This window comes from Hymenobacter lucidus (assembly GCF_020447265.1).
GTDB classification, from domain to species: domain Bacteria; phylum Bacteroidota; class Bacteroidia; order Cytophagales; family Hymenobacteraceae; genus Hymenobacter; species Hymenobacter lucidus.
In genome coordinates this window covers 1035143-1048944 of the sequence record NZ_JAJADR010000001.1, presented here as the reverse complement: position 1 = coordinate 1048944, position 13802 = coordinate 1035143, and the positions used below count along the sequence as shown (strand labels likewise).

The following is a 13802-nucleotide window of genomic DNA, read 5'->3' as shown; positions in this document are numbered from 1 at the left end:
GAAACCTCTTCATGAAGCAGCTTTTATTTGGTTTCCTGGTTGTGGTGAGCGGCGTCGTGGGCGCCTGCTCTTCGCATCAGGAAAGCACTAAGTCTCCGATTCGTATTCGTTGGGCACGGGATCCTGAAAATATGGATCCGCTGATTTTGCCAAATGAAAATGCTCTTGAAGCAGCAAATCTGTTGTATTCAAGCTTATTATTTGTTGACCCCAGCAAGCAGCAATTTACCCCCTGCTTGGCTGAATCGTTGCCGACGGTAGCGTATACCGATTCCCTGACACTGCTGACTTACCGGATACGACCTGCAGCTGTGTGGGACAACGGTCGGCCAGTATCAGCCCGTGATGTTGCCTTCACACTCAAAGTGATGAACTGCCCGGGCCTACCGACGGAGAGCAACCAATCCCAATGGGGCTTTATTCGGGATATAAAACTCGATCCGAAAGATGACCGGCGTTTCACCCTGATCTGTGCCGGCCGTTCACCTGAGTATAAGTGGTCATCAGGCGACTATATTATCCTGCCTGAGTATCCACTGGATCCGCAAGGTCAATTACGCCCTTTCTCGTTGGCCACGCTACGGGCCGATACGGCCGGTGATGAGCATCATCCGGCTATTGGGGCTTTTGTACAGCGCTACAAACAAGCCCAACTCGACCATCATCCCGAACGACTGCCCGGCTGTGGCCCCTATACCCTAGAAAGCTGGGAGCCGGGCCGCTACGTTACATTCAAGCGTAAGGCTACTTGGTGGGCCGACACGCTGCACTCCGATTTACTTCCCCTGCAAGCCCACCCGGTAAGGCTCGATTATCAAATCATTCCGGATGAGGCAACTGCCGTGCTGGCCTTACGGCGTGGTGATATCGACGTGTACCCAATGATGCCGGCCAAAGAGTTTCAACGACTACGCCAAACCAAAGACAAGGAGGCAGAACTGCAGTTCTACACCACCGACTCCTATAAGATGATAACGGCCTGCTTTAATACCCGGCAGCCTACCTTACAGGATAAGTTTACCCGCCAGGCCTTGTCTCATTTATTTAACGTGCCGGCCCTTATTCAGGCCACTCAGCAGGGCATGGCCTACCCGAGCGTGGGCTTGATAAATCCAAATTCGGGGCGCCTATACAACGACAGCCTGCCCCTAACCGCTTATGATGTGGACGCGGCTGTTGGGCTGCTGCAAAAGGCGGGTTGGCAACGGCAGTCTTCTGGCAATTGGACGCGGCAGGGACATTCAGGCCAGGCGCAGCAGCTTGCTTTGTCGCTTAGCTACCGGGTCGGGGACCCAGCATTTGAAACCATAGCGCTGCAGCTGCGCAACACTGCCCGGCAAATTGGCATTCCTATTCAGCCTCAGCCCCTGGAGTCTTCACTGTTCTGGGAAAAGCTGCGGTCAGGCTCAGTAGACATGTATCTGTTTACCGTTACTGGCAATCCATTTGTGTACAACTTTGCTCCTATTCTTCATTCCAACAGTATTGGAGCCGGCAATTACATGGGCTTTGCCACTACCAGCAGTGACCGACTCATCGAAGCCATAGCCGTTGAAGAGCAGGAAAGCCGCCAGATTAAGCTTATCAGGCAATTTCAACGAGTGTTGCACGACGAAAAGCCGCTGACGGTTCTGTTTTTTCTACGCTCCCGGCTGGCGGCCGCCAGCCGGCTCACCAATCTGCAGGTTTCGGGGCTTCGGCCGGGCTACACGGCAACTGCCATTCGGGAGAAGCCCGTTGCCCAGTGACGCATGAGACGCTTCCTGGTTTCCCGTCTGGTACACTCTTTGCCGGCAGCCTGGGCCATTTTGTCGGTTATTTTCCTACTGAGTCGTGCCTTAGCAAGTAATCCACTGGGTTTTGAAGGCTCCCGGGGCGGCAATCTATCGGCGCGCACCGCTACGCCGGAGCAGACTCAAACCGCGGAACGCTTACTCCATCAGCGCCTGGGCCTGGATTTACCGCTGTTCTATCTGACACCAGCCGCCGCGCCAAAGTCACCGTCACGTTCACCCACTTTGCGCTGGCGCTGGCAGTGGAATGGATTGCACAATCAGTACCATATCTGGCTGCGCGACTTGCTACACGGTAATTTAGGTTATTCTTTCCGGGACAACCAACCAGTGACGGCTTTGCTGCTCCGCGCCCTAGGCTCTACGCTGCCATTGACCATTGCGGCTTTTTTGGTAACTATTGCGGCGGCGCATGTCCTCACGCTGCTGCTAGCCCGCTACCGTGGCATCCGGTACGCGGTGCTGGGCGGGTTACACATGCTACACGCCCTGCCGCTCTTTGTTGTGGCGCTGCTATTGCTGCTACTACTGGCTAACCCCGATATGCTGGCGCTCTTTCCGGCTTATGGCATGGGCCGAGCGGATAGCACAGCCTCCTGGAACAGTCAGCTACTTGGCTTTCTGCACCATATCACGTTGCCGTTGCTAAGCTTGGTGCTAGTGAGTCTGCCTGCCTTGGTTGTGCAACTCGACAACTCCCTGCAACAAGAGCTGAAAACCGACTACGTGGTGACGGCCCGGGCTAAGGGTTTGGCCAATCGACTGGTAGTACGGCGTCATGCGCTTCGCAATGCCTTATTGCCCGCTATTATCTATATAGCCGACCTGCTACCGGCACTGGTAGCCGGGGCAGTCGTAGTAGAGTGGATATTTGCGGTGCCCGGCATGGGCCGCCTGCTGGCCGAGGCAGCCGCTGCCCATGATTTCCCTGTTCTGCTGGGCGGCGTTTTGCTGATTGCGCTGACCCGGCTGCTGGCGCAAATTTTAGCCGATTGGCTGTCGTACCAAGCTGACCCACGAACTCGCCTAGAAGCGTGAGACGGTTCACAATACCTCACTGGTGGCGTAGATGGCTGGCTATACTGTGGTTGGCGTTGGTAGCACTAGTGGCCCTAGCTGCGGAGATATTGCCCTTACCCTTCGCACCCGATTCTCCCGACCTAGCGGCCATTACGCAGCCGCCCTTTTCTGGTACCCATTGGCTCGGCACCGACCCAATGGGGCGTGACAGTCTAGCCGGGCTTGTCTTTGGAGCCCGCACGGTAAGTCTGATTAGTGTGCCCGCTGCCTTGATAGCCACGCTGCTAGGCACCCTGCTAGGGTGCCTAGCCGGGTATTGGGGCAATAACCGGCTGCGGCTGCCCGCTACCATCGTGCTAATTTCGGCGGGCACCGGGCTATTTTGGGCCAGCTTCACGGGCACCGCGTGGTGGCTGGGCTGGGCTACTGGCCTGGTTGTGTTGGGCTTGTGGCTAGGCGCGCGGCGTTTGGGTCTTCAGGCTCGACCTAGCTCCTGGCCGGTACCCTTCGACCGGCTGGTTTTGCTGCTCGTAGCTTTCCTTTCTTCGGTTCCCCGGCTAGTGCTGGTACTAGCCCTGGCAGCCCTACAGCCTCCTTCGGCCCCGATGCTACTGCTCGTACTAGCTCTCACTTTCTGGCCTGCTACTGCCCAGCTGGTACGGGCTGATATGCAACACATCAGCCAGTTGCCTTACATCGAAGCCGCCCGGGCGTTGGGTTTATCTGATTGGCGCATTATTACCCGCCATGCCTTGCCCGTTATCTGGAAAACGGTGCGAGCCACACTGCCGCTGAGTGTAGCCACGCTGCTTGGCCTCGAAACTACCCTATCGTTTCTGGGCGTAGGCCTGCCACCCGAAACAGCCAGTTGGGGACGCATGCTGGCTACGGCCCGCCTGGAGCCCACCGCCTGGTGGCTGATTGCAGTGCCCGCTACGGCTATTTTGTTTACCACACTGGCGTTGCGACAGTTGATTTTAATTGGACGCCTAGAAGCGGCCAATTAAAATCAACTGTCACAATTAGACACCTTTTCAGCACACATCAATAGCTATAGCAAAAGCTAATAGGCATAATAACACACTGCAATTACGCCACTTGCGTTGTCAAGCAGTAATTACAGGCCCAAAACCTATCCTTTTTAATTTCAAATCCTTCTATGGTTCATGCAACCAAGCTGATTATTAACCAAGTCACAATTAGGGGCTAATCATCCTTTACATGCGCCGCTTATCACCCTAATATTGTCATATAGAAACAGCCCGCCAAGTAGGCTAGCTACTTTCTACAGGCTGTTTGCGGTCTTTCAGTATGAGTTATTTATTAGTTAAGCGTCGTCAGGGATATGCCTTGCATTACCTGCTGCTGGAAATGGCTGCCCGTCGGGCCACTCGCCAGAGTGCAGGCTGCTTCCAAACTCTCGACGGGGAGCTAATATCTTATCCTGCCGGACAAGTGGCTCTGCGCACCGGCGCGGCCATGCTGATAGGCGGCCTTTTGGTAGGAATAATCCCGTCGGAAATCGGCGGCGAATAAATAGAATGGGTGTGGCGCTGCTCTGCTCGCAGCGGTAATACCCGAAGGTTGTTGCAATAGGTGTGTAAAAAAACCGCTGGCCTTGCCAACGGTTTTTTTGCGTTTATAGGCTTTTACTCGCTTTTCAGGCCTCTGTGCCCATTTGCCGGGCCAGCAGCGCAATGCCTTCCTGAAAGCTATGCGGCCGGAAGCCCAATTCCCGCTGCGCCTTGGCAATAATAAAGCCCGTACGGAGCGGCCGCCGGGCCGGCTGCGAAAAAGTACTGGCATTTACTTTCTCGATGAAGCTTTTATCCAGCTGAAAATAATCAGCTACCTGCAGTGCCATCTGGTAGGGCGTGAGCATCTCATTGCTGCTGATGTGGTAGATGCCGGCAGCATCGTGGAGGGCTACCAGCCAGCAGCCCTGAGCCAAGTCTTCGGCCAGCGTAGGCGTCCGGAATTGGTCATCGACGACCTTAATATGCTTACCGGCCGCCAATGACTCGCGCACCCAGAGCACGATGTTGGTACGGCCGTAGTCGTGGGCAATGCCGTAGACCAGCACCGTGCGCACAATAGCCCAGCGGCCGGCGCTAGCCTGCACGGCTTGTTCGGCGGCCAGCTTGCTTTGGCCATAGAAGTTGACGGGCTCCGGTGCGGCCTCCTCGCTCAGGGGCCCTTGCTCCCCGCTGAAAATAAAATCGGTGCTGACGTGGATGAGGTGGACGCTGAGCTGGGCGCAAGCTTCTACCAGATGCTCCACGGCCGTTACGTTCTGTTGCCAGCAAGCCTCTTGGTTCAGTTCACACTCGTCCACGTTGGTCATGGCGGCAGTGTGGATGAGGTGAGTGGGCTGCTCGGCCGCCAGCACGGCCTGCACCTGGGCGCAGTCGGTGACGTCGAGCGGCACGAAGCGCACGGCTGGATAGAGGGCCGCCAGCTTATTGGCACCGCGGGAGGAGGCAATGAGCTCTACGCCGGGCTCATGGTGCAGCAATTCGACCAGTTTCTGCCCCAGCAGGCCATTGGAGCCGGTTACTAAGATGCGTCTGGTCATGCGCTACTCGTACTTGTAGCCGTAGAGCTCCGTAATTTTCTTTTTCTTCAGCTTTTCCACTTTCACCGTCATTTTGACGTCGGTGGTCGGCCGGTCGCGCATGTCTTTGGGCTGGGCCGCAATCTTGTCGATAATATCCAGGCCGCTGATAACCTGCCCGAAAACAGTATAGCCCCCGTTGAGGTGAGGAGTGCCGGTGTGGTTCTGCACGATGTAGAACTGAGAGCTGCTGCTGGCTTTGGTCGGATTCACCATGTCACCCTGGCGGGCGGCGGCTACGGCCCCGAACTTGTGCGAAAACTCGGGCCGAATTTCGGCCGGAATCGTCTTATCGTTTTGCGGGCCCATACCGTCGTTGTTCGGGTCGGCATCCTTGGAGTTGGCGTCGCCGCCCTGAATCATGAAATTCGGGATGATGCGGTGAAAGGTAGTGCCGTTGTAGAACCCGCTCTGGGCCAGCTTCAGGAAGTTTCCCTTGTGCAGGGGCGTCTCATCAAACAGAATCATGCGAATGTCGCCTTGAGGCGTACTGATAGTCACGACCTGGTCCTTCTTGCTTTTTTTGGGAGCTTTGGCGGCCTGCAGCGTCAGGGCCAATACGCAGATCAATAGCCAGCAGAGCGCCGTAGCGCGGAAAATGGACTTCATAGCGAGGAGTTAGGGTGAGGAGAGAACAACAAAACTACGCGGTTTCGGCAGGCTGCGCTACAAAATCCTGGCCGAGCAGACTCAGGGAGCAAGGGCGCGGGCGAAGAAGCTGGCAGCCCGGAAATGCAAGTAGTATGGCAAAGATGAAATACACTTTTCGCGCCGGGCAGCAGCGAATCTGCGAAATATCCGTATTGTGCGCCAAACTCGTCCTTTCATCCCTGCTTCATGTCTGCTCCTGCCTCGGCTTCGCCGCCTCCCCACTGGTTTCCCAAGTTGCTTTTGCTGGCTTACATAATTCTGTTTGCCGTGCTGGCTATCAATCCGGCCGAACGAGGCACCTGGGTGGCCGAAAACCTGCCAATTGTCGCCATTACCGCCGCCCTGGCGGTGCTTTACGTGCGCGGCGTCCGGTTTTCCAACCTAGCTTACTTGCTGATGAGCGTGCTGCTGTTTATGCACACTATCGGCGGCCATTACACCTTCGAGAAAGTGCCCTTTGCCTGGTTCAACGACCTGTTCGGCTTCAAGCGTAATATGTACGACCGGGTAGCGCACATCAGCGTGGGCTTCTACGCCTTTGCCATCCTGGAGCTTATCGACCGGTACCAGATTATCCGTAACCGGGTGGTAGCCTACCTGTTCCCGCTCTGCGTCATCGGCACAGTGGCCATGGCCTACGAGCTGATTGAATGGGTGTATGCCGAAACAGCGGGCGGCGACGCCGGAGCCGCTTTTCTGGGCAGCCAAGGCGACATCTGGGATGCCCAGAAAGATATGTTGGCCGATACCAGCGGGGCTATTTTTGCCCTACTGCTCTACTGGCTGCGCGACAAGTTTACCAGGCCCGCCCAAGCGCTTTAAAGCAGTTGTAAAACACGAAAAAGGCCCGGAATCAACTTCCGGGCCTTTTTTGATAGTGGTCTTGCGCGCTGGCTCAGCTCACGGCGCGCTGGCTGCGGATATCGTCCAGAATCTGGCGGCCGCCCCGGCTCAGCACCCGCTCGGCCAGCTCCGTGCCCAGGGCTTCTACCTGCATTAGGTCGGTCGTGGTCAGGATTTCCTCCAAGTACTGCTGCCCGTCGAGGCTGATGAGGCCGCCGTGCAGCTGCAGCGCGCCGTCGGTGCTGAGCGTAGCCAGGGCAAACGAAGGAATGCTGCAGCCGCCTTCCATTGTGCGCAGAAAGGCGCGTTCAGCCAGTAGGCAAGTGTGGGTGGCCGTGTGGTCGAGTATGCGCTGTAGCTCGGCCTTCAACGCTGGCTCCAGATTGCGGGCACACTCGATGGCCACGCTGCCCTGGCCGGTGGCCGGCACAAACTGGGTTTCGGGCAATACGTGGCGAATTAGCTCGTCATACTCCATACGGTGCACACCAGCATAGGCCAGCACCAGCGCGTGGTACTGCCCTTCTTCGAGCTTGCGCAGGCGCGTCTGGAGGTTGCCGCGGGCCTCGGCCGTGGTAGCGTGGGGGTAAAACCGGCGCAGCATGGCTTTGCGACGCGTGCTGCTGGTACCCAGCACAAGGTCGGGGCGGCTCAGATCGAGGGCGGGGTCGAAGCTGACGATAACGTCGTTCACCTTTTCGCGCTCCATGAAGGCCAGCAGTTCCAGGTCGGCGGGAATGGTGCTTTGCACGTCCTTGGCGCTGTGCACGGCAATATCGATAGCACCGGAGCGCAGGCTTTCCTCCAGCTCCTCGGTGAACACCCCCTTGGCCCCGATTTTATCCAGGGAGCGGTCCAGCACGACGTCGCCTTTGGTCGTGATAATGACGATTTCGGTGGTCAGCTGGGCCAGTTCCAGCAAGGCCGCTACGTGGTGCGCCTGCCAGAGAGCCAGCCGGCTGCCGCGGGTTCCGATGCGAATGGGACGATTGAGAGTCATAAGAAGGAAATGGCAACCAGTTCAGCCCGCTGCCCGGGGTTAATCAGACACCGGAATTCTGTGTTGGATTCCGGCGGTAGCCTGCGCATTATTGGGCTGGCAAAGGTACAACACCCGTTTGCCCCGTACGGTCTATACGGCTTTTAGCAGTTACTATAGCAAATTAGCAAACTGTATTTTCTGTATTTCCAGCGTTTAAACGGGCATTTTGAGCAGCTCGGCAATACGCAGGGACATGTCCACGAAGACCATCCGGGGGTTGGCATTGCGCTCAATGTGGTAGTGCGCGTCGTTCATCTCCTGGGTTAGCGCATCGGCGTTGGCCGGGTGCACGAAGCGGCTGAAGCCCGCCACAAACTGCTGCTCACTAGCCGGCAAATGGGGCACGAGCTGTGCATCGATGCCGAAGAGCAGCACCTTGCGTAGAATGCCCAGCCCGAACTGCAGAAACTCCTTCTGGTTTTCGCGGCCCATCTTCTGAAACTCGTCGGTTTTGCTCAGAATCAGGTCGACCTTGTAGCCGTAGCACTGGCGCATCCATTCCACGAAGAAGGTGAAATAGTCGTTGTCGGCGGCAGCTTCGCGGGCGGCCAGCGCCGCGCCGAGGTTGCCTTCCACGAGCTGGGCAATCTGCCGGGCCTTCACTTCGGGCACCTGGTGCTCGTCGCGCAGAAAGGCAGTGAGTTCTGGCTCGGCATAGGGCCTTACTACCACCGGCTGCACGCGGCTGATGATGGTGGGCAGCAGCTGCTCGGGCGAGAAGCTCACCAGCAGAAACACCGTGGCGGGCGGCGGCTCTTCCAGCAGTTTGAGCACGGCGTTGGCGGCGGCCGGGTGCATGAGTTCGGGCAGCCAGATAATGACGATTTTAAACTGCGCCTCGAAGGCTTTGAGTGACACGAGCTTGAGCAGCTGCAAGCTTTCTTCCTTGGAAATGCTGCCCTGCTTGTTGTCGGCCCCGATGTGCTGCATCCAGTCGTTGAGGCCCTGGTAAGGGTTTTCGAGCACGAAGGAGCGCCATTCGCCCGCAAACTTGCTGCTGACGGCATCCTTGGCCACGGCCTTGGTGGTGGTGACGGGCAGGATGAAGTTCAGATCGGGGTGAATCAGCTTGTCGATTTTCTGGCAGCTGGAGCATTGCCCGCAGGAATCGGCGGCATCGGCGGCCCGGTTCTCACAGTTCAGAAACGTGGCGTAGGCCAGGGCTAGCGCCAGCGCCGCCGAGCCTTCGGCCCCGCGAAACAGCTGGGCGTGGGCAATGTGCTGCCGATGCACGGTTTGCACCAGCACCCGCTTGACGTCGGTCTGGCCGGGTATTTCGGAGAAACGCATGATGTACGGTTGATTTGTGCTGAGGCAGCAAAGCTTCTGTCAGCCGGTTTTGGTCAGCCAGGAGACGACCCTTGTGCGGGTGGCAGTCGCACAAGGGCGTTTACTCGGCGGCTGGCGCTTCTTTGCTCACGGCCTTTTCCCAGATCCGGTCTTTAGCGGTCTGGTCGAACACGTGCTGCATGATGGATTGCTCTACGGCATCATACGCCAGGTGACGGCGGGCCATGACGCGCTCGGCTACTTCGGCTACTTTAGGCATCTTGAAGGTTTCGAAGCCCGCGGCCCCGCCCCAGCTGAAGGAGGGAATAAACGTGCGCGGGAAGCCGGCTCCGAATATGTTGGCCCCCACTCCCACCACCGTGCCGGTATTGAACATCGTGTTGATGCCACACTTGCTATGGTCGCCCATCATCAGGCCACAAAACTGCTGGCCGGTATTCACGAAGCGGCCCGCGCTGTGGCTCCAGATTTTCACTGGCGCATAGTTGTTCTTCAGGTTGGAGGTGTTGGTATCGGCCCCCAGGTTGCACCATTCGCCAATCACCGAGTTGCCGAGGTAGCCGTCGTGGCCTTTGTTGGAGTAGCCCAGCAGAATGGAGTTGCCCACTTCACCCCCTACTTTGCTGTGCGGCCCTACGGTATTGTCGCCGCGCATTTTGGCCCCGGCATTGATGTGCGACCCTTCGCAGAGCGCCAGCGGGCCTTTGATAATAGCGCCTTCGTGCACCTGGGAGTTTTTGCCCAGGTAAATCGGGCCGTCCTCAGCGTTTAGAATAGCCGCCCGGATTTTGACGCCTTCCTCAATGAAGATATTCTCGGGGGCGTACACGATGGTATGCGCGTCGCCGATGGGCTGCGACTGGCGGCCGTGGGTAAGCAGGGCAAAGTCGCGGCGAATTTCGGCCCCGTTGTGCAGAAACAGGTGCCACACCTGCCGCAGGACAACAACGGGCTCGGCAACTTCCTTGGTGTCGGTGAAGCCATCCTGAATCAGCTCGGCCACGTTGGCGGCATCGGCCAAGTGGGCAGCCACCAGCAGGTCGCCATCCATCAAAGCCTGGCCGGGCTGTAGAGCCTGAACCTGCTTGGCCAGTAGCTCATCGGGGCACACGGCTCCGTTGATAACCAGCGCCGGCCCACCCACCGGCCCGGCGGGGTATTTGGCCTGCAGGTATTGCTCGGTGAGGTAATGCACAGGCTGCTGCAGGCGGTGCTGCCATTTTTCGGCCACCGTCAGGATACCGCAGCGCAGGGCCGCCACCGGGCGCGTGAAGGTGAAGGGCAACAGCTGGGGGCGGATGGCGGGGTCGTCGAAGAGCAGAATAGTCATGCGGGGCAGAAACGATGAGCGGGAAACAGGCCGAGAATTGGCCGCGGCAAGTTAGCGCCTTAGCCGCAAAACCATGGACGTGGGCGGCAAAATTGCCGCCCACCGGAAGTAGCTGGCAACAAAAAGCTCCTTCCGGCGGGGCCGAAAGGAGCTTTGTATAATCTAGTAAGCTGCAGGCATCCGCTTGCGGCCACTGCCCAGAGCTAGGCTTTCTTCTGGTAGCGGTTGCGGAATTTCTCTACGCGGCCAGCGGTGTCGATAAACACGTTTTTGCCGGTGTAGAAAGGGTGCGAGGCACTGCTAACTTCCACCTTGATAACGGGATACGTCTTGCCGTCCTCCATCGTGATGGTCTCGTTGGAGTTCATCGTCGAGCGGGTGATGAATTTAAAGTCGCTGGACGTGTCCTGGAACACAACTTGGCGATACTCGGGGTGGATGTCTTTTTTCATGGTCGTGATGCCGTTAAAACCTTCTGGCCCTGCCGATTTTGCGGAAGGGACTGCAAAAGTACACGTTAGCTCCGAATTTTAAAAACGTGCGCCGTCTTTTCTGGATTTCGAAGTACTACTAGCTGACAGAACTGGAAAATGTTTATTTTTGATTTCCGCCCGCTACTCCCTACCCCACCCCTGTTGGCTTTGTTATATGATTCGTACTGCTACTCTATTGGGGGGGTTATGCCTGTTGGCGGCTACGCTGGCTTACGGCGCTACTATCACGCTTTTTCAGGCCACCTTCGACGGCACCAACGTGCGTCTAGAGTGGGAAGTGACGAACGAAAGCGGCGTGCAGAACTATGATATCTGGCGCAAATCCAACAACGAGCCCAGCTTTGCCCGCATGACCACCGTGGCACCCGGCGGCCAGCGGCGCTACCTCTACCTCGACGACAATGTGTACCGGGGTATCAACGGTACCAATGGCGGCGGGCCCTTCACCTACCGCCTCACGGTGCATACCACCGCCGGCGACCAGAACTACACCACCGTCCTCAACACCACGCCCAGCGCCGTGCAGCGCTCTTGGGGCAGCATCAAGTCGATGTTTCGCTAGCGGTGAAGTTGTGAAAGGTGAATTTGTGAATGAATTAAGCCGGTACGCAGGAGCCGGTTTTTTTGTGCCCTTATCTTTGACCAACGACTTATAATGTGTCATCACAACTTCACCTTTCACAATTTCACCACCCATGCGCATCTGTTTTGCTACCAATAATGAGCACAAGCTCACCGAAGTCCGGGCTTTGCTGCCGGCCAGCATCGAGTTGCTAAGTCTGCGCGATATTGGCTGCCACGAAGAGCTGCCCGAAACCCAGGATACGCTCGAAGGCAATGCCCGGCAAAAGGCCGAATACGTGTGGCAGCACTACCAAACTTCCTGCTTTGCCGACGACACCGGCCTGGAAGTAGCCGCCCTGAATGGGGAGCCGGGCGTGTACTCAGCCCGCTACGCCGGCCCCCAGCGCTCGGCCGCCGACAACGTGGCCAAGCTGCTGCAGGAGCTGCAAGGCAAAGCCGACCGCTCGGCCCAGTTCCGGACCGTTATTGCCCTGGTGCTGCCCGACGGCGCGGTCCACGAGTTTGCCGGGGCCGTAGATGGCCACATTACCGAGGACGTGCGCGGCACGGACGGCTTCGGCTACGACCCGGTTTTCCGGCCCGAGGAGCAGGATGTGACCTTTGCGGAAATGACACTAGCCGAGAAAAATACGCTTAGCCACCGGGCCCGGGCCGTGGCGGGGCTGGTTGGCTTTTTGCAGACGCTGGAGGCAAAAAAGTAGACAAAACAGAAATATTCGGCGGTCCAAAGCCCGGAAACCTCGGCGGCCCAAGGCATTTTGTTACTTTTGCAGGGTTGGCCCTGTAGGTACGGGCCATTTCCCACCCCCATGCAACATCCTTTCATCGTCGGTATTACGGGCGGCAGTGCCTCGGGTAAAACCACCTTTCTGCGCCGCCTGCTGGCCTCGTTTCCTGAAGAAGATATTTGTCTGATTTCGCAGGACAACTATTACCACCCGCGCGAAAACCAGCAGATCGACGTGAACGGCGTCACCAACTTCGACCTGCCGGGCTCCATCGACTCGGCTGCCTACGCCGCCGACGTGCTGCAAATCAGCCAGGGCAAGGAAGTGCGCCGCCAGGAATACACCTTCAACAACCCCAACGTGAAGGCCAACGAGTTGGTATTCCGGCCCGCGCCCATTGTGGTAGTCGAAGGCATCTTCGTGTTTTACTTCGAGGAAGTAGCCAAGCTGCTCGATCTGAAAGTGTACATCGATGCCCGGGAGCATGTGAAGCTGCAGCGCCGCATCGTGCGCGACCGGGACGAGCGGGGCTACGACCTGGAGGACGTGCTCTACCGCTACACCAACCACGTGGCGCCCACCTACGAGAAGTACATCAAGCCCTTCAAGCAAGATGCCGACATCGTGATTCCCAACAACCGCCACTTCGACCGGGGCCTGGACGTGCTGGTGTCGTTTCTGCGCAATAAAGTGGTGGAAGCCAAGAAATAGGCGAAACTACCTTTTATGAATGCCTCGACATGCTCTTTTCGAGCAGCTGTCGGGGCATTTTTCGTTTCCCGGGGCTCTTTTACTTTGCTTCGACCAAGCAGTGGCAGGACGCGGCGGCCACCGGGGTCAGGCGGCCGAACGGCGCCGATGCTACGGGTTTTATGAACGTTTGTTCGTCTTTTCCGCCCTAATCCGCCGCTTTCTGCTTGCCCGCGCTGCCGGGTTTGGCTATATTTGTAACCATTGCTTTAAGAATGCTGGTCTTTCTCTCCCACTTTTTGCCCCGCCTGCGCTTCACGCTGCTCACAGCTACTCTGCTGTTTGTGCTGGCGCTGAACCACCGGGCCGTTGCTACCTACCGGCTTCCGGAAGGCAAAGTGACGCGCGTGGGCGTGGGGCCGAAAGCGGCGCTGGTCAAGCAGAAAGTAACCCTGGAAGCCACAGCCCCGCTGGGCTTATGGCTGGCTCCGGCCACCGATATCTGGCAGCCCGGCTTCGAGCCGCTGGTGTGGCCCCGGCCGGCGCGGCGCATTGCCGCCCCACAGCCCCGGCCCAGCGCCGTCCCCGATTTGTTCCGCTCCCGGCTGCTGGTGGCAGCCCTGTCGCCGCACGCTCCCTAACCACTGAGCCGGCCCCCTTGCGCGGCTCCCGGTAGCCGGCGTGCTTTTGCAGGTGCAGCAGACTCATGCGTGATCAATACG

At 57.9% G+C, this 13802-nt stretch carries 15 protein-coding genes; 9 read left to right on the top strand and 6 right to left on the bottom strand.

Annotated features, from left to right (window positions below; translation table 11 throughout):
• Nucleotides 1–11: 11 nt before the first annotated feature.
• The 4 genes from LGH74_RS04505 (at nt 12) to LGH74_RS04490 (ending at nt 4349) form a co-directional block, all read left to right on the top strand.
• Nucleotides 12–1748 carry an ABC transporter substrate-binding protein gene (locus tag LGH74_RS04505; protein ID WP_226172601.1) on the top strand — a complete coding sequence of 579 codons (1737 nt, stop codon included), beginning with the start codon at nt 12–14 and terminating at the stop codon, nt 1746–1748.
• Between the two features lie 3 nt (nt 1749–1751).
• On the top strand, nt 1752–2831 hold the full coding sequence (locus LGH74_RS04500; protein WP_226172598.1) for an ABC transporter permease: 1080 nt from the start codon (nt 1752–1754) through the stop codon (nt 2829–2831).
• An 89-nt stretch (nt 2832–2920) separates the two neighbouring features.
• Entirely contained in the window at nt 2921–3820 is a 900-nt protein-coding gene (locus LGH74_RS04495; protein ID WP_226172595.1) for an ABC transporter permease, read from the top strand.
• 304 nt (nt 3821–4124) lie between these two features.
• Nucleotides 4125–4349 carry a hypothetical protein gene (locus LGH74_RS04490; RefSeq protein WP_226172592.1) on the top strand — a complete coding sequence of 75 codons (225 nt, stop codon included), beginning with the start codon at nt 4125–4127 and terminating at the stop codon, nt 4347–4349.
• Between the two features lie 124 nt (nt 4350–4473).
• Here the strand turns inward: LGH74_RS04490 and LGH74_RS04485 are convergent, their stop codons facing one another.
• Nucleotides 4474–5388: an SDR family oxidoreductase gene (locus LGH74_RS04485; protein ID WP_226172588.1), complete on the bottom strand. Its 915-nt coding sequence runs from the start codon at nt 5386–5388 to the stop codon at nt 4474–4476.
• A gap of 3 nt (nt 5389–5391) precedes the next feature.
• Nucleotides 5392–6036 carry a peptidylprolyl isomerase gene (locus LGH74_RS04480; protein WP_226172585.1) on the bottom strand — a complete coding sequence of 215 codons (645 nt, stop codon included), beginning with the start codon at nt 6034–6036 and terminating at the stop codon, nt 5392–5394.
• Nucleotides 6037–6264: 228 nt separating this feature from the next.
• Between LGH74_RS04480 and LGH74_RS04475 the strand changes: the two genes are divergently transcribed.
• Nucleotides 6265–6900 carry a DUF2238 domain-containing protein gene (locus LGH74_RS04475; protein ID WP_226172582.1) on the top strand — a complete coding sequence of 212 codons (636 nt, stop codon included), beginning with the start codon at nt 6265–6267 and terminating at the stop codon, nt 6898–6900.
• Between the two features lie 73 nt (nt 6901–6973).
• On the opposite strand, the gene hemC is transcribed toward LGH74_RS04475, so the two are convergent.
• The 4 genes from hemC to LGH74_RS04455 all read right to left on the bottom strand — a co-directional run bounded on the left by hemC (nt 6974) and on the right by LGH74_RS04455 (nt 11035).
• On the bottom strand, nt 6974–7921 hold the full coding sequence (hemC, locus tag LGH74_RS04470; RefSeq protein ID WP_226172580.1) for a hydroxymethylbilane synthase: 948 nt from the start codon (nt 7919–7921) through the stop codon (nt 6974–6976).
• A gap of 195 nt (nt 7922–8116) precedes the next feature.
• A complete protein-coding gene (locus tag LGH74_RS04465; protein WP_226172578.1) occupies nt 8117–9253 on the bottom strand; it encodes a DNA polymerase III subunit in 1137 nt (378 codons plus the stop codon).
• Nucleotides 9254–9353: 100 nt separating this feature from the next.
• Complete coding sequence (locus LGH74_RS04460) at nt 9354–10583, bottom strand: GlmU family protein (protein WP_226172575.1); 1230 nt, start codon at nt 10581–10583, stop codon at nt 9354–9356.
• A 203-nt stretch (nt 10584–10786) separates the two neighbouring features.
• On the bottom strand, nt 10787–11035 hold the full coding sequence (locus LGH74_RS04455) for a type B 50S ribosomal protein L31 (protein ID WP_226172573.1): 249 nt from the start codon (nt 11033–11035) through the stop codon (nt 10787–10789).
• A gap of 196 nt (nt 11036–11231) precedes the next feature.
• Between LGH74_RS04455 and LGH74_RS04450 the strand changes: the two genes are divergently transcribed.
• The 4 genes from LGH74_RS04450 (at nt 11232) to LGH74_RS04435 (ending at nt 13721) form a co-directional block, all read left to right on the top strand.
• Nucleotides 11232–11639: a hypothetical protein gene (locus LGH74_RS04450; RefSeq protein WP_226172571.1), complete on the top strand. Its 408-nt coding sequence runs from the start codon at nt 11232–11234 to the stop codon at nt 11637–11639.
• 133 nt (nt 11640–11772) lie between these two features.
• Complete coding sequence (locus tag LGH74_RS04445; protein ID WP_226172568.1) at nt 11773–12363, top strand: non-canonical purine NTP diphosphatase; 591 nt, start codon at nt 11773–11775, stop codon at nt 12361–12363.
• A 108-nt stretch (nt 12364–12471) separates the two neighbouring features.
• Nucleotides 12472–13101 (top strand): uridine kinase family protein, encoded by a 630-nt coding sequence (locus LGH74_RS04440; protein ID WP_226172566.1) that lies wholly within the window; start codon nt 12472–12474, stop codon nt 13099–13101.
• Nucleotides 13102–13355: 254 nt separating this feature from the next.
• Nucleotides 13356–13721, top strand: a complete 366-nt coding sequence (locus LGH74_RS04435) for a hypothetical protein (protein ID WP_226172564.1) — start codon at nt 13356–13358, stop codon at nt 13719–13721.
• Nucleotides 13722–13802: the final 81 nt, after the last annotated feature.

Excerpts from the sequence above, each read along its gene's own strand:
- LGH74_RS04505 (WP_226172601.1), top strand. The coding sequence starts at position 12 with ATGAAGCAGCTTTTATTTGGTTTCCTGGTTGTGGTGAGCGGCGTCGTG.
- LGH74_RS04500 (WP_226172598.1), top strand. The coding sequence starts at position 1,752 with ATGAGACGCTTCCTGGTTTCCCGTCTGGTACACTCTTTGCCGGCAGCC.
- LGH74_RS04490 (WP_226172592.1), top strand. The coding sequence starts at position 4,125 with ATGAGTTATTTATTAGTTAAGCGTCGTCAGGGATATGCCTTGCATTAC.
- LGH74_RS04485 (WP_226172588.1), bottom strand. The coding sequence starts at position 5,388 with ATGACCAGACGCATCTTAGTAACCGGCTCCAATGGCCTGCTGGGGCAG.
- LGH74_RS04480 (WP_226172585.1), bottom strand. The coding sequence starts at position 6,036 with ATGAAGTCCATTTTCCGCGCTACGGCGCTCTGCTGGCTATTGATCTGC.
- LGH74_RS04475 (WP_226172582.1), top strand. The coding sequence starts at position 6,265 with ATGTCTGCTCCTGCCTCGGCTTCGCCGCCTCCCCACTGGTTTCCCAAG.
- hemC (WP_226172580.1), bottom strand. The coding sequence starts at position 7,921 with ATGACTCTCAATCGTCCCATTCGCATCGGAACCCGCGGCAGCCGGCTG.
- LGH74_RS04465 (WP_226172578.1), bottom strand. The coding sequence starts at position 9,253 with ATGCGTTTCTCCGAAATACCCGGCCAGACCGACGTCAAGCGGGTGCTG.
- LGH74_RS04460 (WP_226172575.1), bottom strand. The coding sequence starts at position 10,583 with ATGACTATTCTGCTCTTCGACGACCCCGCCATCCGCCCCCAGCTGTTG.
- LGH74_RS04455 (WP_226172573.1), bottom strand. The coding sequence starts at position 11,035 with ATGAAAAAAGACATCCACCCCGAGTATCGCCAAGTTGTGTTCCAGGAC.
- LGH74_RS04450 (WP_226172571.1), top strand. The coding sequence starts at position 11,232 with ATGATTCGTACTGCTACTCTATTGGGGGGGTTATGCCTGTTGGCGGCT.
- LGH74_RS04445 (WP_226172568.1), top strand. The coding sequence starts at position 11,773 with ATGCGCATCTGTTTTGCTACCAATAATGAGCACAAGCTCACCGAAGTC.
- LGH74_RS04440 (WP_226172566.1), top strand. The coding sequence starts at position 12,472 with ATGCAACATCCTTTCATCGTCGGTATTACGGGCGGCAGTGCCTCGGGT.
- LGH74_RS04435 (WP_226172564.1), top strand. The coding sequence starts at position 13,356 with ATGCTGGTCTTTCTCTCCCACTTTTTGCCCCGCCTGCGCTTCACGCTG.